This window comes from Serratia nevei (assembly GCF_024160145.1).
GTDB classification, from domain to species: domain Bacteria; phylum Pseudomonadota; class Gammaproteobacteria; order Enterobacterales; family Enterobacteriaceae; genus Serratia; species Serratia nevei_A.
The window spans coordinates 1-18,586 of the sequence record NZ_JAMYWQ010000003.1; the positions used below are offsets into that span (position 1 = coordinate 1).

At 62.1% G+C, this 18,586-nt stretch carries 17 protein-coding genes; 3 read left to right on the forward strand and 14 right to left on the reverse strand.

The window, feature by feature from the left end; all coding sequences use genetic code 11:
- Positions 1-166: 166 nt before the first annotated feature.
- The 7 genes from mglC to M6G53_RS03455 form a co-directional block, all read right to left on the reverse strand.
- Positions 167-1,177 (reverse strand): galactose/methyl galactoside ABC transporter permease MglC, encoded by a 1,011-nt coding sequence (mglC, locus tag M6G53_RS03425; protein ID WP_253328943.1) that lies wholly within the window; start codon positions 1,175-1,177, stop codon positions 167-169.
- Positions 1,178-1,188: 11 nt separating this feature from the next.
- A complete protein-coding gene (gene mglA / locus M6G53_RS03430; RefSeq protein WP_253328945.1) occupies positions 1,189-2,697 on the reverse strand; it encodes a galactose/methyl galactoside ABC transporter ATP-binding protein MglA in 1,509 nt (502 codons plus the stop codon).
- A 99-nt stretch (positions 2,698-2,796) separates the two neighbouring features.
- Complete coding sequence (gene mglB / locus M6G53_RS03435; protein WP_253328947.1) at positions 2,797-3,789, reverse strand: galactose/glucose ABC transporter substrate-binding protein MglB; 993 nt, start codon at positions 3,787-3,789, stop codon at positions 2,797-2,799.
- Positions 3,790-4,052: 263 nt separating this feature from the next.
- Positions 4,053-5,090 carry an HTH-type transcriptional regulator GalS gene (galS, locus tag M6G53_RS03440; RefSeq protein ID WP_253328949.1) on the reverse strand — a complete coding sequence of 346 codons (1,038 nt, stop codon included), beginning with the start codon at positions 5,088-5,090 and terminating at the stop codon, positions 4,053-4,055.
- A gap of 126 nt (positions 5,091-5,216) precedes the next feature.
- Entirely contained in the window at positions 5,217-6,389 is a 1,173-nt protein-coding gene (yeiB, locus tag M6G53_RS03445) for a DUF418 domain-containing protein YeiB (RefSeq protein ID WP_301286106.1), read from the reverse strand.
- Positions 6,390-6,468: 79 nt separating this feature from the next.
- On the reverse strand, positions 6,469-7,134 hold the full coding sequence (folE, locus tag M6G53_RS03450; RefSeq protein WP_004938969.1) for a GTP cyclohydrolase I FolE: 666 nt from the start codon (positions 7,132-7,134) through the stop codon (positions 6,469-6,471).
- A 244-nt stretch (positions 7,135-7,378) separates the two neighbouring features.
- Complete coding sequence (locus M6G53_RS03455) at positions 7,379-8,536, reverse strand: YbfB/YjiJ family MFS transporter (RefSeq protein ID WP_253328951.1); 1,158 nt, start codon at positions 8,534-8,536, stop codon at positions 7,379-7,381.
- 105 nt (positions 8,537-8,641) lie between these two features.
- Between M6G53_RS03455 and ptrR the strand changes: the two genes are divergently transcribed.
- The 3 genes from ptrR to fghA are packed head-to-tail and all read left to right on the forward strand — an operon-like array spanning position 8,642 to position 11,574.
- Entirely contained in the window at positions 8,642-9,562 is a 921-nt protein-coding gene (ptrR, locus tag M6G53_RS03460) for a putrescine utilization regulator PtrR (protein ID WP_253328953.1), read from the forward strand.
- A gap of 30 nt (positions 9,563-9,592) precedes the next feature.
- Positions 9,593-10,717 carry an S-(hydroxymethyl)glutathione dehydrogenase/class III alcohol dehydrogenase gene (locus tag M6G53_RS03465; protein WP_253329344.1) on the forward strand — a complete coding sequence of 375 codons (1,125 nt, stop codon included), beginning with the start codon at positions 9,593-9,595 and terminating at the stop codon, positions 10,715-10,717.
- 14 nt (positions 10,718-10,731) lie between these two features.
- Positions 10,732-11,574, forward strand: a complete 843-nt coding sequence (gene fghA, locus M6G53_RS03470; RefSeq protein WP_015377214.1) for an S-formylglutathione hydrolase — start codon at positions 10,732-10,734, stop codon at positions 11,572-11,574.
- Between the two features lie 35 nt (positions 11,575-11,609).
- Here fghA and M6G53_RS03475 read toward each other — a convergent pair whose 3' ends face one another.
- From M6G53_RS03475 to M6G53_RS03505, 7 genes are all read right to left on the reverse strand, one after another.
- Positions 11,610-11,918: a CcdB family protein gene (locus M6G53_RS03475; protein WP_253328956.1), complete on the reverse strand. Its 309-nt coding sequence runs from the start codon at positions 11,916-11,918 to the stop codon at positions 11,610-11,612.
- 2 nt (positions 11,919-11,920) lie between these two features.
- The gene (locus M6G53_RS03480) at positions 11,921-12,163 is read right to left on the reverse strand and encodes a type II toxin-antitoxin system CcdA family antitoxin (RefSeq protein WP_078061989.1); all 243 of its coding nucleotides are present in this window, start codon (positions 12,161-12,163) and stop codon (positions 11,921-11,923) included.
- 81 nt (positions 12,164-12,244) lie between these two features.
- Positions 12,245-13,153, reverse strand: coding sequence for a glutathione ABC transporter permease GsiD (gsiD, locus tag M6G53_RS03485; RefSeq protein WP_253328958.1), 909 nt, complete (start codon positions 13,151-13,153; stop codon positions 12,245-12,247).
- A gap of 9 nt (positions 13,154-13,162) precedes the next feature.
- On the reverse strand, positions 13,163-14,083 hold the full coding sequence (gene gsiC / locus M6G53_RS03490) for a glutathione ABC transporter permease GsiC (protein WP_038880960.1): 921 nt from the start codon (positions 14,081-14,083) through the stop codon (positions 13,163-13,165).
- 52 nt (positions 14,084-14,135) lie between these two features.
- The gene (gene gsiB, locus M6G53_RS03495; protein ID WP_253328959.1) at positions 14,136-15,671 is read right to left on the reverse strand and encodes a glutathione ABC transporter substrate-binding protein GsiB; all 1,536 of its coding nucleotides are present in this window, start codon (positions 15,669-15,671) and stop codon (positions 14,136-14,138) included.
- A gap of 23 nt (positions 15,672-15,694) precedes the next feature.
- Entirely contained in the window at positions 15,695-17,569 is a 1,875-nt protein-coding gene (locus M6G53_RS03500) for a dipeptide ABC transporter ATP-binding protein (RefSeq protein ID WP_253328961.1), read from the reverse strand.
- A 19-nt stretch (positions 17,570-17,588) separates the two neighbouring features.
- A complete protein-coding gene (locus M6G53_RS03505; RefSeq protein WP_253328963.1) occupies positions 17,589-18,545 on the reverse strand; it encodes an isoaspartyl peptidase/L-asparaginase family protein in 957 nt (318 codons plus the stop codon).
- Positions 18,546-18,586 lie beyond the last annotated feature (41 nt).

The window sequence follows — 18,586 nt, forward strand, 5'->3', positions numbered from 1 at the left end:
TATGAACAGGCGAAATGGCTGGTACTACCAGGGCGCAGAGAGCGAAGTTATCCTAGAGAACTCCGGGCCAGAAGCAGGAAATATCCAGATAAAAAAGTTGCTGGTCACCCTTAAGTGACCAGCATTAGGCAATAGGCCGGCCTTTGTTGTCTGCGAGGCGATAAATCTACTTCTTCTTGGCGTATTTCAACGAGTCCAGCGCCACGGCGAAGATGATGATGCTGCCCTTGATAATGTACTGCCAGTACGGGTTGATGCCGATATAGGTCAGGCCGTAGTTGATGACGGTGAAGATGATCACCCCGGTCACCACGCCCCACACCGTACCCACCCCGCCGGCGAAGGAGACGCCCCCGACTACGCAGGCGGCGATGGCGTCCAGCTCGTACATAAAGCCGAGGTTGTTGGTGGCGCTGCCGATGCGCCCTGCTTCCAGCAGGCCGCCGAAGGCGTAGAACACGCCGGACAGCGCATAGATCATGATCAGGTTCAGCGGCACATTGACCCCGGACACCTTGGCCGCTTCCGGGTTGCCGCCGATGGCGAAGATGTTCTTGCCGAAGCGGGTCTTGGTCCACAGGATCCAGACGAAGACGATGGCGATCAGCGCATAGAAGGTAATGTACGACAGCTTAAAGTCGCCGAAGCGCAAGAAGCCCTGGGCAAAGGCGGAGAACTTCGGATCGAAGCCCGCCACCGGCGAAGCGCCGACCGAGTCGTAATACAGCGAGTTGATGCCGTAGACGATGATCATGGTGCCCAAGGTGGTGATGAACGGCGTCACGTTGAGATAGGCGATAATCAGGCCGTTAACCAAACCGATCACCGCGCCGACCGCACACACCAGCAGGATGACCAGGGGAATCGACCAGGTTTCCATGTGCGGGAACACCTTGTTGACGTTATCCATCGACTGCAGCAGCGTCGCCGCCACCACCGCCGCCAGCCCTACCTGCCGCCCGGCGGACAGGTCGGTGCCCTGGGTCACGATCAGCCCCGCCACGCCCAGCGCGATGATGATGCGCACCGAAGACTGCGTCAGGATGTTACTCAGGTTCATCAGGCTGAGGAAAGTCGGATCCTGAATGATGATGATGGCCAACAGCACCAGCAACACCACGTAAATGCCGCCTTCCTTGAAATAGGTAAATAAGGTTTTTTTATTTAGCGCGTTCATAATTCCGATCCTTAAAGGTGCAGGGAGGCAAGACGTAAGATTTCATTTTGCGAGGTCTGTTTGGTGTTAACGATGCCCGCAACCTGACCATTGCTCATCACCAGAATACGGTCGGTGATCCCCAAAAGCTCCGGCATTTCGGACGAGACGATAATGATCCCCTTGCCCTTCTTCGCCAGTTCGGTCATCAGCTGGTAAATCTCGAACTTGGCGCCCACGTCGATGCCGCGCGTCGGCTCATCCAGCATCAGGATCTCCGGCTGCGTCAGCAGCCAGCGGCCGATGATCACCTTCTGCTGATTGCCGCCGGACAGCGAGCCGATATGGGTGTGATGCCCGGGCGTTTTCACCCGCATGGCGTCGATCACCCACTGGGTGTCGCTCTTCATCCGCGCGTTATCCAGCAGGCCGAGCCTGTTTTTATAATTGCGGATATTGGAGATCAGCGAGTTGAAGCCCACGTCGAGGTAGGCGTAAATCCCGGTGGATCGGCGCTCTTCGGTCACCAGCGCAAAACCGTGGTTGATCGCTTCGTTGGCGCTGTGGTTGTCGATCGCCTTGCCGTGCAGCTTGATGGTGCCCGCCACCTTTTCGCGAATGCCGAACAGCGTCTCGACGATATCGGTGCGCTTGGCGCCCACCAGCCCGGCGATGCCGAGGATCTCGCCTTGATGCAGATCGAAGGACACATCGCGGATCGAGGGCTGGCGCAGCGACGTCAGGTTCTTCACCTCGAGGATCACGTCACCCGGCGTGTTCTGCCTGTCAGGGAAGCGCTGGCTGAGCGAGCGGCCGACCATCATGGCGATGATCTTATCCATGTCCAGCCCTTCCAGCGGCTGGGTGGCGATCCACTGGCCGTCGCGCAGCACCGTGATCTCGTCGCACAGCTGGAAGATCTCTTCCATCTTGTGCGAGATATAGACGATGCCGCAGCCGCGCTCTTTCAGCTTGCGGATGATGGTGAACAGGTGGTTGACCTCTTTTTCCGTCAGCGAGGAGGTCGGTTCATCCATGATGACGATCTTGGCGTCGTAGGAGAACGCCTTGGCGATCTCGATCATCTGCATCTGCGACACCGACAGGTTGCCCACCTTTTCACGCGGGTTGATGTCGATATCCAGCTCGTCGAAGATCGCCTGGGTGTCCTTGAGCATTTTTTCCTGATCGACGAACAGGCCTTTGGTCGGGTAGCGCCCCAGCCACATGTTGTCCATCACGGTGCGTTGCAGCACCAGGTTCAGCTCCTGGTGCACCATGGAAACGCCGTGCTCCAGCGCTTCCTTCGAACTCTTGAAATCGATCTCCCGGCCCTGAAACACAATGCTGCCGCTGTCTTTTTTGTAAATGCCGAACAGGCATTTCAGCAACGTCGATTTCCCCGCGCCGTTCTCCCCCATCAGGGCGTGAATCGAGTGCGGACGGACGCGTAAATTGACATTGTCCAAGGCTTTGACGCCGGGAAACGACTTACAGATATCCGTCATTTCCAGCAGAAACTCGCGTGAGCTATCGGCCATAAATACACCTGGCTTAACGATCTTGCAGTCGTAAACATCCCCGCCTGCGGTATTCCTGGTGTTGGCGCCGCAGGCGGGGTCTTAGCGGGATCTCAATTCTTATTTAATGAACTGAGACAGGTTGTCTTTATCTACGCCGACGTAAGGAATACGCACGACTTTATTTTCGATTTTATATTGGGTGCCTTCGGTGGCCGGTTTGCCCGCCGCCAGGTTCTTCGCCAGCTCGAAGGTGGCTTTCGCCTGATTGTCGGCGTCGTTCAGCACCGTGCCCGCCATCGCGCCGGATTTCACCAGCGCCAACGCTTCAGGCAACGCATCGACGCCAAACACCGGGATACTGGTCTTGTTGTGCGCTTTCAGCGCTTCCACCGCGCCCATCGCCATAGCGTCGTTGTTGGCGATCACCACTTCAATCTTGTTGGCGTTCGGGCCGGAGAGCCAGGCGTCCATCTTGTCTTTCGCCTGCGCGGTATCCCACATCGCGGTATCCATCTGCAACTGCTGGGTCTTGATGCCCAGGTCGTTCAGCGTTTTCACCACGTAGGTGGTGCGCGCTTCGGCATCCGGATGGCCCGGTTCGCCCTTCAGCAGTACATACTGGATCTGGCCGTCCTTGTTCAGATCCCAGGCCGGGTTGGCTTTCCAGTGTTTGGCGATCAGCTCGCCCTGGATCACGCCGGACTCTTTGGAGTCGGTGCCGACGTAATACGCCTTGTCGTAGCTGTCCAGCGCCTTGCGGGAAGGTTCTTTGTTGTAGAACACCACCGGGATATCGTTTGCGCGCGCCTTATCGATAACCACCGGCGCCGCGGCCGGGTCGACCAGGTTGATCGCCAGCGCTTTCACGCCTTTGGCCAGCAGCACGTCGATCTGATCGTTCTGCTTGGACTGGTCATTCTGCGAGTCATTCATCAGCAGGGTGACGTCCGGTGAAGCCTTGGCGTCTTTCTCGATCGCCTTGCGCACCACCGACATGAAGTTGTCGTCGTATTTGTAAATCGTGACGCCAATACGGGTGTCAGCATGGGCTGCGGCGCCAAACATCATGGCTGCGGCCATGGCGGCCAGGGTGAAAACCTTCTTATTCATTGTCAGTCTCCGGTTCTGTGTAGGGTATTACTCGTCTTTGAGCCAATGGTCACCGGCAGTGCGCACACCCCAGGCCAGGCGATTTCCACTCAATACCTGTCGTCCGTGGATCTTGTTATTTCCGAGAAATGCTGTGTCAGCGCGAGGTTAGGTTACAGCGGCAAGGGCCTTTGCGCCGGAAAACGCCTAGAGCATAGACGGCGCGATGTTAATATTCTGTGAATTTTCTCACAGATTGAAAACGGTTACACAAGATTAAATCGTCAGAGAGTGACCGTCGCCTCACTTTGCCAGGGGGCGACAGAATGGCGGCGCACCAGCGTCGGCATGAACAGATGACCGGCCTGCGGCTCCGCCAGGCCTGCTGCGCCTTGCAGTGCCAGCTCGGTCGCCAGCGTGGCCATCGAGACGATCGGGTAGCGCACCGTGGTGAGTTTGGGGCTGGTGTAACGCGCGATGGGGATGTCGTCAAAGCCAATCAGCGAGAAATGCTGCGGCACCGTGATACCGTTTTCTTTCAGCACCGCCATGGCGCCGGCGGCCATGGCGTCGTTGTAGGCGAACACCGCGCTCAGCTGCAGGTTGCGCCCCAGCAGCTCCACCATCGCCGCCTCGCCGCCCTGCAGATCCGGCGAACCGTAGGCTCGCCAGTTGTCGGGCGTGGCCAGCCCGGCGGCGGCCATCGCCTGCGCATAGCCCTGCTGGCGCAGCGGCCCGTCTTCGATCGGGTGATTGGAGCCCAGATAGCCGATGCGCCGATGGCCCTGCGACAGCAAAAGGCGCATCGCCATTTCGGCGCCGCAGACGTTATCCAGCCCGACGCAGCGCGGCTCATAGCCGGGGATAATCCGGTTGATCAGCACCATGCCCGGCACCTGATCCAGAAAGCCGATCAGCTCGGCATCGCTCAGGGCTTTGGCATGGACAATCAGGGCGTTACAGCGCTGGCGGATCAGCACTTCGATCGCGTGGCGCTCTTTGTCCGCCTGATGATAGCTGTTGCCGATCAGCAGGTATTTGTGGTGTTTCTGCGCCACCGTGTCTACCGCTTTCACCAGCGCGCCGAAGAACGGATCGGAGACGTCCATCACCACCACCCCCAGGGTATCGCTGCTTTGGGTCGCCAGCGCCTGCGCATTGGCGTTGGGGCGATAGCCCAGATCCGCCACCGCCTGCAGCACCTGCTCGCGCGTCTCCTTGCTGGTCAGCGCGCTGTGGTTCAGCACGCGGGAAACGGTCGCCACGGAGACCCCGGCGCGTTTCGCCACGTCGCGAATGGTGATCGGATGAACTGGAGGCATGCGGGATCCTGAAATCGGGGTAGTGGCCGGTGGCGCTATCCTACCCCGATTGGCCCGCTGCTCGCGTGAATTACGTCACAGGAAAGAAAACGTTTACATACATTTTTTTAACCTGCCGGCCAGCGCTCACTTCAGCGCTTTGGGTTCCGCTGCGCCGGCGGCCAGCTGCGTCAGCTTGCGCCACAGCCACTCCATCGGCCCCTGCGCGAAATAACGCAGCCACAATGCGGAAAACGCCAGGTTAGCCAGCCAGACCAGCGGCACAAACGCCAGCAGCTGCAGCCGATCGAACTGCTCATAAAGACCGAAGCGATAAAACAGCGTGGTGCAGATCAGCGTTTGCAGCAGGTAGTTGCTCAGCGCCATGCGCCCCACCAGGGTCAGCCAGCGGGCGATGCGCATGCGCGACAGGGCGGGCCAGAAACCGTAACACAGCGCCAGATAGCCCATCGCCTGCAGCGGGGCGCCCAGTTCGCGCGGCACCTGCAGCAGGAAACCGCTCCAGCGATAGTCCCAGTGGACCTGCCATTGCAACGCCACCGCCGGCAGCTGGATCAGCACCGAAAGCGGCAGCAGCCACGCCGCCTGCCGCAGGTAATAACCGGAGGAATAACTGCCGCGCAGCCAGCCGCTGCGCATCAGCCCGGCACCGAACAGCATCAGCCCCGCCAGCTCCCAGCCATACTGCGCGCCGATGGCCAGCAGGCTGGACGAGAGCAGATCGGCGCGGCTGCGCCAGGCTTCGAAACCGCCCTGCAGCTTCCAGAACTTCTCGTACTGCAGCTCCGCCACGCCCGGCTGCCAGAAACTGCCCGGCTCACCGTGCGAGACGAAGCCAAGCAGCAGCAGCACCGCTACGCCGATCAGGTACAGCACCACGCCGGTTTTCAGCAGCTGGAAGGTTTCTTTGGCTTCGCGGATCATGCGCCAGCACACCAGGCCGATCAGCCCATAGGCCAGCAGAATGTCGCCGTCCCACAGGAAGATGGCGTGCGCGAGGCCGAACAGCACCAGCCACGACAGCCGCGCGCGGATCCAGCTTTTGCCGCGCCGCAGCAGCATTTGCAGCCCGGCGCCGAACAGCAGCGCGAACATCGCCAGGAACTTGGCCTGGGCGAAGAGATCGAGCAGCGCCCAGGTCCAGGCGTCGCGCGATGACGGCATGCCCAGATAGGCCGGGTTAAGGTAGGCGGCCTTCGGCAAGCCGAAGGCGCTGATGTTCAGCAATAAAATGCCGAGAATGGCGATACCGCGCACGCAGTCCAGCGTGGCGATACGCGGCAGAGGGTGACTGTTCATTTTTTATCGCTGTCTTCCGCTCATGAAAAAGGCGCCCGCAGGCGCCTGTTGTCGTCGTGCGGGTCGCCCCGCAACGCCATCACCCCTGGTGATGACGCACCGCGCGCAGGAACTCCTGGCGGGTGTTCTGGCTGGACTTGAACAGCCCCCCCAACGAGGTGGTGGTGGTGGCGCTGGTCGCGTCGCGAATGCCGCGCGCCTTGACACAATAATGGACCGCATCGATCGATACCGCCACGTTATTGGTGCCGAGCAGGGTCTGCAGCGCCACCAGGATCTGCTGGGTCAAGCGCTCTTGCACCTGCGGGCGCTGGGAGAAGAACTGCACGATGCGGTTAATCTTCGACAGGCCGATCACCGAGTCTTTCGGGATATAGGCCACGGTGGCCTTGCCGTCGATGGTCACGAAGTGGTGCTCGCAGGTGCTGGTCAGCGTGATATCGCGCACCGTCACCATCTCATCCACCTTCATCTTGTTCTCGATAACGGTGATTTTCGGGAAGTTGGCGTAGTCCAGCCCGGAGAAGATCTCGTCGACATACATTTTGGCGATGCGATGCGGCGTCTCCGCCAGGCTGTCGTCGGACAGATCGAGATTCAGCAGCTGCATGATTTCGGTCATGTGCTCTTTGATGCGGCGCTTACGCGTTTCGCGATCCAGCACTTCCCCGCGCAGCGGCGTCTCCAGACCACGCTCTTCCAGCGCCGCATGCACCAGCGCGGCTTCTTTACTTAATGATGTCATGTACTTGTTCTCCTGCGGACGGAACCCGCCGGCGGCCTGGTAGGGCGTGCGGCCGGCGAATTGCTTGCTCTCGTGACGGCAAGGTTTGCGTGATGGATAACGTGAACCCGGTCAAGATTTTGCCCCCACTGTAGATGAGAGCGCGGCGATTATCCAGTGATTGTGCGTCATCCGCAGGTGAATTATTCGCATTTAGCACAATCAGGCCGGCTGCGGGATCCCACGTTTTTTGTATGGATTTTAATCACCGCATTGCCGTTTTTTGCGCCAACCGCCGCGCCGGGGTATCCACCACCAGCGCACCGGCCACCAACAACACCGCCACCGCCACGTATAGCGCCGGCTCCAGCCGATGGGTCATGGCGGTCGACAGCGCCGACAGCATCGGCCCAACCAGCTGGCCGATCGCATAGCCGGTGGTCAGCAACCCGGCCATATAGCGCGCATGGCGCGGCGCCAATTCACGGCCGTGCTGAAGGGCAAGCTGCACCACGCAGAGGAAACCGCCGCCGGTCAGCAACGCCCCGAGCGCCAGGCCGGCCACGCCCGGCACCACTTCGGCGCTCAGTACGCCCAGCGCCTGTACCCACAGCGTAATCGCCAACCGAGTCTGGGTGGTCAGCCGCCGGCGGGTCAAAATACCGATAACGATCCCCAGCACCGCCGCACCGCCGAATACCGGCCAGACGAACTGCGCGAACAGGCTGCCGGGAAAACGCGCCGCCGCCATCTGCGACAGGAAGGTCGCCGGCAGGATGTAGCCGAAACCGGCCAGGCTGTAGCTCCACACCAGGCGCTTGAGCGCCGGCGTCAGCAGCAGCGGCTCCGGGGCCACGTCCGGGCGATGCAGTTCGCCGCTACGCGGCAGAAAGGCGCTAATCGCCCCCACCAACACCAGCGCCAGCCCGCCATACACCAGCCAGGCCTGCGCCGCCGTCAGCCCCAGCGTGTTAATGCCCACCGCCAGCATGCCGCTGAGGAAGATACCGGCACCGGGCCCGGCGAACACCGCCGCGCTCAGCGCCGGCCGGCCATAGTGCGCCAACCGCTCGTTGGTCCAGGCCGCCACCAGCACCATCGCCCAGCCGCTGGCCCAGCCAATCACAAAGCGCAGCGCACCGTGCGTCCACTCATTCTGCGCCAGCGCCGACAGCAGCGTCAGCAGCACCGCGCCCCACACGCCAAGCCACAAACGCCGCTCGACGTGGCGCGTGGCGCGCATCGCGTCGTAGGCGCCGCACAGGTAGCCCAAATAGTTGATCGCCGCCACCAGCCCGGCGCCGGTCAGGCTGAACTGGTGTTCCGCGATCATCAGCGGCACCTGGGGAGTGAAAGCGAAGCGGCCAATGCCCATCGCGACGATCAGCGCGGCAAAACCGCTCAAGGCAATACGTAAAGCCATACCGGTATCCAAAAGGTTAAAAGAACGTTGCCAGTATCATGCCGCAGTATTAAACTCACAAAAACTGAATAATAGTTATCAAGTTCATCACGAAACGAGAATATTATGGATCTGACCCAGCTTCGCATGTTCTGCTGCGTGGCAGAAACCGGCTCGGTCGCCCGCGCCGCCGAGCAGCTGCACCGCGTGCCGTCGAATTTGACCACCCGGCTGCGCCAGCTTGAGCAGGAGCTGGGCGCCGATCTGTTTATCCGCGAAAAACAGCGCCTGCGCCTGTCGCCGATGGGCCATAACTTTCTGTGCTACGCCAACCGCATCCTGGCGCTGAGCGACGAGGCGATGAGCATCACCCACGCCGGCGAACCGGCGGGCAACTTCGCCCTCGGCTCGATGGAGAGCACCGCCGCCACCCGCCTGCCCTCGCTGCTGGCGGCTTACCACCAGCGCTTCTCGCAGGTTTCGCTGTCGCTGACCACCGGCACCTCCGGCGAAATCGCCGATCGAGTGCGCGCCGGCACGCTGGCCGCGGCGCTGGTCGACGGCCCGGTACCCTATGACGAGCTGAACGGCTGCATCGCCTATCCTGAACATATGGTGGTGATCTCCTGTCTCGATCACGCGCCGATCCACAGCGCCAAAGACGCCCATGGCGAAACGCTGTTCGCCTTTCGCGCCAGCTGTTCCTATCGCCTGCGGCTGGAGGCCTGGTTCAAGCGCGAAGGCGCGCGGCCGGGGCAAATTATGGAGATCCAGTCCTATCACGCCATGCTGGCCTGCGTCGCCAGCGGCGCCGGGCTGGCGATGATCCCGCACTCGGTGCTGAGCCTGCTGCCGGGCCATGAGCGGGTCCGGGTTCACCCCCTGCCGCCGGACGTGGCCGACACCGCCACCTGGCTGCTGTGGCGCCGCGACGCATTCGGGCCGAACGTGCGCGCGCTGAAAGAGTTGATTATTGAACAGACGGAAACCGCCGCTGTTGATGCAAGCACCCCCAACGATTTATCAGACGTTGTCGAAATCGCCTGATTTAAAAAGAAAACCACTGAGGAGACTATGATGGAGATGATCAAAACCCGCGCCGCCGTTGCCTGGGGCCCGAACCAGCCGCTGAAGATCGAAGAAGTCGAGCTGATGCCACCGCAAAAAGGCGAAGTGCTGGTGCGGATCGTCGCCACCGGCGTTTGTCACACCGACGCCTACACCCTGTCCGGCAAAGATCCGGAAGGCGTGTTCCCGGCGATCCTCGGCCACGAGGGCGGCGGCGTGGTGGAAGCGGTCGGTGAAGGCGTCACCAGCGTGGCGGTCGGCGATCACGTGATCCCGCTCTACACCCCGGAGTGCGGCGAGTGCAAATTCTGTAAATCCGGCAAGACCAACCTGTGCCAGGCGATCCGCGCCACCCAGGGCAAAGGGCTGATGCCGGACGGCACCACCCGCTTCTTCAAGGATGGCAAGCCGATCTTCCACTACATGGGCACGTCCACCTTCTCCGAGTACACCGTGGTGCCGGAAATCTCACTGGCGAAAATCAACAAGGAAGCGCCGCTGGAAGAAGTGTGCCTGCTGGGCTGCGGCGTGACCACCGGCATGGGCGCGGTGATGAACACCGCCAAAGTGCAACCGGGCGACACCGTGGCAATCTTCGGCCTGGGCGGCATCGGCCTGTCGGCGATCATCGGCGCGCAGATGGCCGGCGCGGGCCGCATCATCGGCATCGACATCAATACCAGCAAGTTCGATCTGGCCCGCAAGCTGGGCGCCACCGATCTGATCAACCCGAAAGACTATGACAAGCCGATTCAGGAAGTGATCGTCGAGCTGACCGACGGCGGCGTCGATTTCTCCTTCGAGTGCATCGGCAACGTCAACGTGATGCGTTCCGCGCTGGAGTGCTGCCACAAGGGCTGGGGCGAATCGGTGATCATCGGCGTCGCAGGCGCGGGCGAAGAGATCGCGACCCGTCCGTTCCAGCTGGTGACCGGCCGCGTCTGGCGTGGTTCGGCGTTCGGCGGCGTCAAGGGCCGTTCGCAGCTGCCGGGCATCGTCGAGCGCTATCTGGACGGCGAATTCGCGCTGAACGACTTTATCACCCACACCATGGGGCTGGAGCAGATCAACGAAGCGTTCGATTTGATGCACGAAGGCAAATCGATCCGTTCCGTCATCCACTTCGACCAATAAGCCAGGAGGCAGAGATGACGTTGTCATTGGAACTTCTCGAAGAGCACCGTATGTTCGGCGGCTGGCAGCAGCGCTATCGCCACGCGGCGCAGAGCCTGAATTGCAACATGACATTCAGCATCTACCTGCCGCCGCCGCGCGATGACAACCCGCCGCCGGTGCTGTACTGGCTGTCGGGGCTGACCTGCAACGACGAGAACTTCACGTTGAAAGCCGGCGCGCAACGCATCGCCGCCGAGCTGGGCCTGGTGCTGGTGATGCCGGACACCAGCCCGCGTGGCGACGAAGTGCCGAACGACGAAGGCTACGATCTGGGCCAGGGCGCCGGGTTCTACCTGAACGCCACCCAGGCGCCGTGGGATCGCCATTTCCGCATGTACGACTACATCAGCGCTGAACTGCCGGCGCTGATCGAACAGCACTTCAGCGTCAGCGATCGTCAGTCGATCTTCGGCCACTCGATGGGCGGCCACGGCGCGCTGATGATGGCGTTTCGCAATCCGCAGCGCTTCCGCTCGGTATCGGCGTTCGCACCGATCGTGAACCCGTGCCAGGTGCCGTGGGGCCGCAAGGCGTTCACCGCCTATCTGGGCAGCGACGAAAGCCAGTGGCTGCAGTACGACAGTTGCCATCTGCTGGCCAGCGGCGCGGAAAAAATGCCGGTCCTTATCGACCAGGGCGACGACGACCAGTTCCTGGCCGACCAGCTGCAGCCGGCGCGGTTGGCGGAGCTGGCGCGCCAGCGCGACTGGCCGCTGACGCTGCGCATTCAGCCGGGGTACGATCACAGCTACTTCACCATCGCCACCTTCGTGGAAGATCACCTGCGCTTCCACGCCGAGCACCTGTTCCGCTGATAAAAAAATCCGGGCGGTTAACCGCCCGGATTTCTTCAAAAGCCATCAATCAGAAAATCGATGGCAGCTTTAATTTGATTCCTATGCTCATTGGCATTACCAACGGCCTTCCCGATCTGTGAAATACGTACGGCAGCCATCTCATGGGTCATAACGAGAAACTTTTCGCCGTTTACCTCAATCTCCGGGCATAAACGTGCAGAAATTTTAACCCTGACGTTATCCAACGCATAAAGAGGGATCATTAACCGGGTCGAGAGGACATCAATAAGATCGCTTTGAACGTCCAGTAAGTAGGGATAGGCTGATGCCGGATACGTATTGTCATATACGTTAAACTGCATATTCAAAATGTCCGATATTCATCAGACAACAAACCATTTTCTTCAGTGATGCGATTAAGTTCTTCTAACGCCGCGCGATTTTGCTCGCGCCACTGTTGAATCTCAATGTCCCTGACACGAACGCTCAATGCGTCTGTCAATACGGATGACACGTTGACGCCCAGGGATTTTGCGCGCTGGAAAAGATCGCGATCGATGGTTACGTTGACTGTCTTTTTCGTCACATTGTTATTTGCCATATCCATTCCTCATCCCTGTAATATACAAGGGTCAAATTTTCACCAATTATACTCGTAACACAGGGGTATGCCAATTCAGTGATACCCTCACCCCTTCAGTTTCGGATCCAACGCGTCGCGCAATCCGTCGCCCAACAGGTTGAAGGCCAGCACGGTGATGAATATCGCCAGGCTGGGGAAGATCGCCACGTGCGGCGCGATCACCATATCGGCGCGCGCCTCGTTGAGCATCGCCCCCCACTCCGGCGTCGGCGGCTGGGCGCCCAGGCCCAGAAACGACAGGCTGGCGGCGGTGATGATCGAGGTGCCGATGCGCAGGGTGAAATAGACCACGATCGAAGACAGGGTGCCCGGCAGAATGTGCCGCAGGATGAGGGTCCAGTCCGAGGCGCCAATGCTGCGCGCCGATTCGATATAGGTCAGGTGCTTCAGCACCAGCGTATTGCCGCGCACCAGGCGGGCGAAGGCCGGAATGCTAAAGATCGCCACCGCAACGATCACGTTGGCCATGCCGCTGCCCATGATCGCCACCACGCCGATCGCCAGCAGAATGCCGGGAAACGCAAACAGTACGTCGCAGACGCGCATGGTGAGGCGATCCCACCAGCCTTCATAGTAGCCGGCCAGCAGCCCCAGCAGGGTGCCGATCGCCCCGCCCGCCAGCACCGAGAACACCCCGGCCGCCAGCGAAATGCGCGTGCCCATCAGGATGCGGCTGAAGATATCGCGTCCGAGGGAATCCACGCCCAGCCAGTGCATCAGCGAAGGCCCTTCGTTCAGCCGGTCGTAATCGAAATAGTTTTCCGCATCGAACGGTGCCAGATAAGGCGCCAGCAGCGCCGCCGCAATCAGCAACAGCACCAACAGGCCGGCGACCAGCGCCGCCCGCTGGCGACGAAAACGCCGCCAAAACTCGCTCCACGGCGTGCGTACCGCGTTGGAGTCGATAAGCGGCATCGCCTTCAGTGCGGCGTTGCGCCGCCAATGCTTAATCATGCCGCGTCCTCATTGATAACGAATCGCCGGGTTGATCGCCGCGTACAGCATATCCACCAGCAGGTTGATCAGAATGAACTCCAGCGAGAACAGCAGCACCTCGGCCTGGATCACCGGATAATCGCGCATCTCCACCGAGTCCACCAGCAACCGCCCCAACCCCGGCCAGTTGAACACCTTCTCCACCACGATCGAACCGCCGAGCAGGAAGCCGAACTGCAGCCCCATCATGGTCACCACCGGGATCATCGCGTTGCGCAGGCCGTGCTTCATCACCACCACGCTTTCCCGCACGCCCTTGGCGCGCGCGGTGCGCATGTAGTCCTCCTGCAACACCTCGACGAACGAAGCGCGGGTGAAGCGCGCCATCACCGCCGCCACCGCCGCCCCCAGGGTGATCGAAGGCAGAATGTAGTGCCGCCAGCTGTCGGCGCCCACCGTCGGCAGCCAGCCCAGCTCGACCGAGAACACCTGCATCAGCAGCATGCCGAGCGCAAAGGCCGGGAACGAGATCCCCGACACCGCCAGCGTCATGCCGAGGCGATCCGGCCAGCGGTTACGCCACACCGCCGACACCACGCCGATCGCCAGGCCGAACGCCACCGCCCACAGCATGCTGGTGACGGTCAGCCAGAAGGTCGGCATAAAGCGCGAGGCGATCTCTTCGCTCACCGGGCGTTTGGACACCATCGAGATGCCGAAGTCGCCCCGCAGCGCGTTGACGAAGAAGTGCGCGAACTGCTGCGGCAGCGGCTTATCCAGCCCCAAATCCTTGCGCACCAGCTGCACTACCGCCTCGTCGGCCTCCGGCCCCGCCGCCAGCCGCGCCGGATCGCCCGGCAGCAGGTGGACGAACAGGAATACCAGCACCGCCACGATCAGCAGCGTCGGGATCAGGCCCAGCAGTCGTTTCAGAAAATAATTGAGCATCTCATTCCTTCCCCCGCCCGCCGCCGCTTGGCCACGGGCGGGGATGGGCGCCTTATTTCAGATCGGCGTTATCAAAGTTGAACGAGGTATCCGGCATCACGTAGAAACCGCTCAGCTGTTTGCTGTTGGCCGACAGCAGGCGTTCGGTCGCCAGGAAGATCCAGGGCGCGTCGGCCCAGATGCGATCCTGCGCGTCCTGATACAGTCTCTGCTTCTCGGCGCGATCGGTGGTCGCCAGCGCATCGGCCAGATCCTTGTCCACCTGCGGATTGCTGTAGAACGCGGTGTTGAACTGCTTCGGCGGCGCCGCCTGAGTAGAGAACAGCGGCGACAGCGCCCAGTCCGCTTCCCCGGTCGAGGCCGACCAGCCGGTGTAGAACAGCCGCACGCCGGTGTCTTTCACCCCGACGCTCTCCACCTGCGCCGCACGCTGCCCGGCATCCATCGCCGTCACCGTCACTTTCACCCCCACCTGCGCCAGCTGCTGCTGGGTGAACTGCAGCACCTTCTGCGCGGTGCTGTGGTTGTGGGAAGACCACAGCGTGGTGGTGAAGCCGTTCGGGTAGCCGGCCTCTTTCAGCAGCTCGCGCGCCTTGGCCGGATCGTACGGCCACGGCTTATAGCGGGCGGCGAAGTCGATGGCCGGCGGCACCGGCCCTTCCGCCGGCACCGCGTAACCGGCGAACGCCACCTTGATCAGCGCGTCCTTGTTGATGGCGTAGTTCAGCGCCTGGCGCACCTTCGGGTTGTCGAACGGTTTTTGGGTGACGTTCATGCTGATGTAACGTTGCAGGATCGACGGCGCGGCTACCACGTCCAGCCTGGCGTTGCCCTCCAGCACCTTGGCCTGCTCGTAAGGGATTGGGAAGGCGAAGGTCGCCTCGCCGGTCTGCAACATCGCCGCACGGGTGTTGTTATCCACCACCGGGCGCCAGGTGATGCTGTCGAGCTTCGGCAGCCCCGGCTGCCAGTAGCCGTCGAACTTCTTCACCTTGACGAAATCGGTCTGGTTCCAGGTCACGAACTGATACGGCCCGGTGCCGACCGGGTGGAAACCGATCTCCTTGCCGTATTGCTTCAGCGCCGCCGGCGAGATGATCGCCGCCGCCGGGTGCGCCAGGTTGTTGACGAACGCCGAGAACGGCGCCTTCAGCACGATCTTCACCGTATTGGCGTCCACCGCTTCGGTTTTGTCGATCATCTTGAACAGGTTGTAGCGCTTGAGGTGGCTGTCCGGGTTGCTGGCGCGATCGAGGTTTACCTTCACCGCCTCGGCGTTGAACGCGGTGCCGTCGTGGAATTTAATTCCCTGGCGCAGTTTGACGGTGTAGGTCAGGCCGTCTTTGCTGACCTCATAGCTGTCCGCCAGCACGTTCACCAGCTTCATGTCCTTGTCGAAGCCGAACAGCCCCTGATAGAAAGACTTGGCCACTGCCTGCGACAGCGTGTCGTTGGCGTCGTAAGGATCGAGGGTGGTGAAGTTGGAGGCCACGGCGATCACCGCGTCCTTCGCCGCCCAGACCGGGCCGGTTCCCGCCGCCAGCAGTACGGCGGCCAACAGCGCATTGCGTTTGAATGTGTGCTTCATGTCGCTTGTCTCTCCTGAGGTCTTTAAAAAGCACCGGCGATCGGGTGGCGGGCGACAAAGTGCCCGGCGCCAACCTGCACCAGCGGTGCGGTAACGGGTTCATCGCCCAGCGCGCGCACCGGGCTCGGGATCTCATCGGCCGGCAGCGGCTGCCGTTTGTGGGCATGAGCGGGATCGGCCACCGGCACCGCCGCCATCAGCTTGCGGGTGTAGGGATGCTGCGGGTTGTCGAACACCGCCTGCCGTGGGCCGATCTCGACGATCTGCCCGAGGTACATCACCGCCACCCGGTGGCTGATGCGCTCCACCACCGCCATGTCGTGTGAAATAAACAGAAAAGCGATGCCGAACTCGCGCTGCAGATCGAGCAACAGATTGACGATCTGCGCCTGAATCGACACGTCCAGCGCCGAGACCGCCTCGTCGGCGATCACCACTTTCGGGTTCAGCGCCAGTGCGCGCGCGATGCAGATACGCTGGCGCTGGCCGCCGGAGAATTCGTGCGGGTAGCGGCGCGCATGCTCCGGCAACAGGCCGACGCGCTCCAATAGCCAGGCCACCCGTTGCTCCGCCTCCCGGCCGCGCATCACGTTGTGCACCAGCAGCGGCTCCATGATGGAAAAACCGACCGTCAGGCGCGGATCGAGCGAGGCGTAGGGATCTTGAAAGATAAACTGAATATCGCGCCGCAGGTGCTGCAGCGCCGGCCCCTTCAATTGATCTATCCGCCGCCCGGCGAAGGTGATGGTGCCGCTCTGGCTGTCCACCAGCTTCAGCAAAGAGCGCCCGGTGGTGGACTTGCCGCAGCCGGACTCGCCCACCAGCCCCAGCGTCTCGCCGGGGTAAAGATCGAAACTGACGTTTTCCACCGCGTGCACCCGGCGAGTAACCCGATTGAACAGCCCGCCGCGCAGATCAAAGCGCGTAACCAGATGCGCCACCCGCAGGATCGGCGCAGCATCTGGCGGCACGGTATCCTGCGGCGCCGTATCCTCCTCGCCGCCCGGCAGCGGAAACTTCGCCGGCAGCGGCCGATCGGCCATCGCCCCCAGCTTCGGTACCGCCGCCAACAGCGCCCGGGTATAGGCCTGCTGCGGCGCGGCAAACAGCTCGCGCACCCGATTCTGTTCCACCTGCTCGCCGCGGCGCATCACCAGCACCCGATCGGCGATCTCCGCCACCACGCCCATGTCGTGAGTAATGAAGATCACCCCCATCTGCATCTCCCGTTGCAGCACGCGGATCAGCTGCAGGATCTGCGCCTGAATGGTGACGTCGAGGGCGGTGGTGGGTTCATCGGCGATCAGCAGCGCCGGTTTGCAGGAGAGCGCCATGGCGATCATCACCCGCTGGCGCATGCCGCCGGAAAGCTGGTGCGGGTAGCGCCCCAGCACCTCTTTGGCCTCCGGAATGCGCACCAGATCGAGCATGCGCAGCGCCTCCTGGCGCGCGCTGCGGCGGTCCATGCCCTGATGCAGGCGCAGTGATTCGGCGATCTGCTCGCCGACCGGAAATACCGGGTTAAGCGAAGTCATCGGCTCCTGGAAGATCATCGCCATGTCGGCACCGCGCACCGTGCGCAGCGTGCTCTGCGAGGCGCGCGCCAGATCGAGCAGCGCGCCGTCGCGCCGGCGCAGCGTCATGGCGCCGCCGACGATGCGCCCGCCGCCCTGCTCCACCAGCCGCATCAGCCCCAGCGAAGTCACCGATTTGCCGGAGCCGGACTCACCGACGATCGCCAGCGTCTCGCCGCGATCGAGATCGAACGACAGGTTGCGCACCGCTGCCACGGCGCCGTCCGCTTGAGGAAAACTGATGCTCAGATCGCGCACCGTCAGCACCCGCTGCGGCGGCAATGACGGCCCGCCGCCAGCGGGCCGGAGTGAAACGTCGGTCATGCACCCTCCCGGTGAACGCTTAGCGATAAATCCCGACGGATGGCGCATCGCCGACATAACCAAAACCGCGATACATCCCCTCGCAGTTGAACGGCAGCGCAATATTGCCGTGACGATCGACGGCGATCATGCCGCCGCTGCCGCCGAGCGCCGGCAGCTTCTCCATCACCACCCGATCGCTGGCCGCCTGCAGGCTTAGCCCACCGTATTCAATCAGGGCGGAGACGTCATAGGCCGCCACGCCGCGCATGAAGATTTCGCCGGTGCCGGTGCTGGAGACCGCCACCGTGGCGTTGTTGGCATAGCAACCGGCGCCGATGATCGGCGTGTCGCCCACCCGCCCGGCCTGCTTGTTGGTCATGCCGCCGGTGGAGGTGGCGGCGGCGAGGTTGCCCAGCGCATCCAGCGCCACCGCGCCGACGGTGCCGAATTTGCGATCGGGATCGAGCGGATCGCCGGCCTGCGCCGCGCCGTCGTGATCGAGCAATACCCGGCCCTGCTCCGCCTGGGCCCGGTGCAGCTGATCGAAACGTTCCTGGGTAAAGAAGAAATCGGGGGTGACCAGTTCCAGGCCGTGGGCCGCGGCAAACTTCTCGGCGCCTTCGGCGGCAAACAGCACGTGTTCGCTGTTTTCCAGCACCGCGCGCGCCGCCAGCACCGGGTTGCGTATGCGGCTGACGCCGGCGACGGCGCCGGCATCGCAGGTGCGGCCGTCCATCACGCAGGCGTCCAGCTCGTGGGTGCCCTGATGGGTGAACACCGATCCTTTACCGGCGTTGAACAGCGGGCACTCTTCGAGCAGCCGCACCGCTTCGGTCACCGCGTCCAGCGCGCTGCCGCCCTGCGCCAATATCGCCTGCCCGGCGGCCACGATCTCGGACAGCGCCTGGATATACAGCCGTTCTTTTTCCGCACTCAGCGCCGCCCGGGTAATTGCGCCCGCGCCGCCATGAATGGCAATCACTGGTTTGCTCATTTGCCTGACACCCTGTGTTAATCCCGCCGTTGCGCAGCGAA

Excerpts from the sequence above, each read along its gene's own strand:
- yeiB (WP_301286106.1), bottom strand. The coding sequence starts at position 6,389 with ATGAACAGTCACCCTCTGCCGCGTATCGCCACGCTGGACTGCGTGCGC.
- M6G53_RS03480 (WP_078061989.1), bottom strand. The coding sequence starts at position 12,163 with ATGGATATGGCAAATAACAATGTGACGAAAAAGACAGTCAACGTAACC.
- ptrR (WP_253328953.1), top strand. The coding sequence starts at position 8,642 with ATGGATCTGACCCAGCTTCGCATGTTCTGCTGCGTGGCAGAAACCGGC.
- M6G53_RS03500 (WP_253328961.1), bottom strand. The coding sequence starts at position 17,569 with ATGACCGACGTTTCACTCCGGCCCGCTGGCGGCGGGCCGTCATTGCCG.
- gsiD (WP_253328958.1), bottom strand. The coding sequence starts at position 13,153 with ATGATTAAGCATTGGCGGCGCAACGCCGCACTGAAGGCGATGCCGCTT.
- mglC (WP_253328943.1), bottom strand. The coding sequence starts at position 1,177 with ATGAACGCGCTAAATAAAAAAACCTTATTTACCTATTTCAAGGAAGGC.
- folE (WP_004938969.1), bottom strand. The coding sequence starts at position 7,134 with ATGACATCATTAAGTAAAGAAGCCGCGCTGGTGCATGCGGCGCTGGAA.
- gsiB (WP_253328959.1), bottom strand. The coding sequence starts at position 15,671 with ATGAAGCACACATTCAAACGCAATGCGCTGTTGGCCGCCGTACTGCTG.
- gsiC (WP_038880960.1), bottom strand. The coding sequence starts at position 14,083 with ATGCTCAATTATTTTCTGAAACGACTGCTGGGCCTGATCCCGACGCTG.
- M6G53_RS03475 (WP_253328956.1), bottom strand. The coding sequence starts at position 11,918 with ATGCAGTTTAACGTATATGACAATACGTATCCGGCATCAGCCTATCCC.
- fghA (WP_015377214.1), top strand. The coding sequence starts at position 10,732 with ATGACGTTGTCATTGGAACTTCTCGAAGAGCACCGTATGTTCGGCGGC.
- galS (WP_253328949.1), bottom strand. The coding sequence starts at position 5,090 with ATGCCTCCAGTTCATCCGATCACCATTCGCGACGTGGCGAAACGCGCC.
- mglA (WP_253328945.1), bottom strand. The coding sequence starts at position 2,697 with ATGGCCGATAGCTCACGCGAGTTTCTGCTGGAAATGACGGATATCTGT.
- M6G53_RS03505 (WP_253328963.1), bottom strand. The coding sequence starts at position 18,545 with ATGAGCAAACCAGTGATTGCCATTCATGGCGGCGCGGGCGCAATTACC.
- mglB (WP_253328947.1), bottom strand. The coding sequence starts at position 3,789 with ATGAATAAGAAGGTTTTCACCCTGGCCGCCATGGCCGCAGCCATGATG.
- M6G53_RS03455 (WP_253328951.1), bottom strand. The coding sequence starts at position 8,536 with ATGGCTTTACGTATTGCCTTGAGCGGTTTTGCCGCGCTGATCGTCGCG.
- M6G53_RS03465 (WP_253329344.1), top strand. The coding sequence starts at position 9,593 with ATGGAGATGATCAAAACCCGCGCCGCCGTTGCCTGGGGCCCGAACCAG.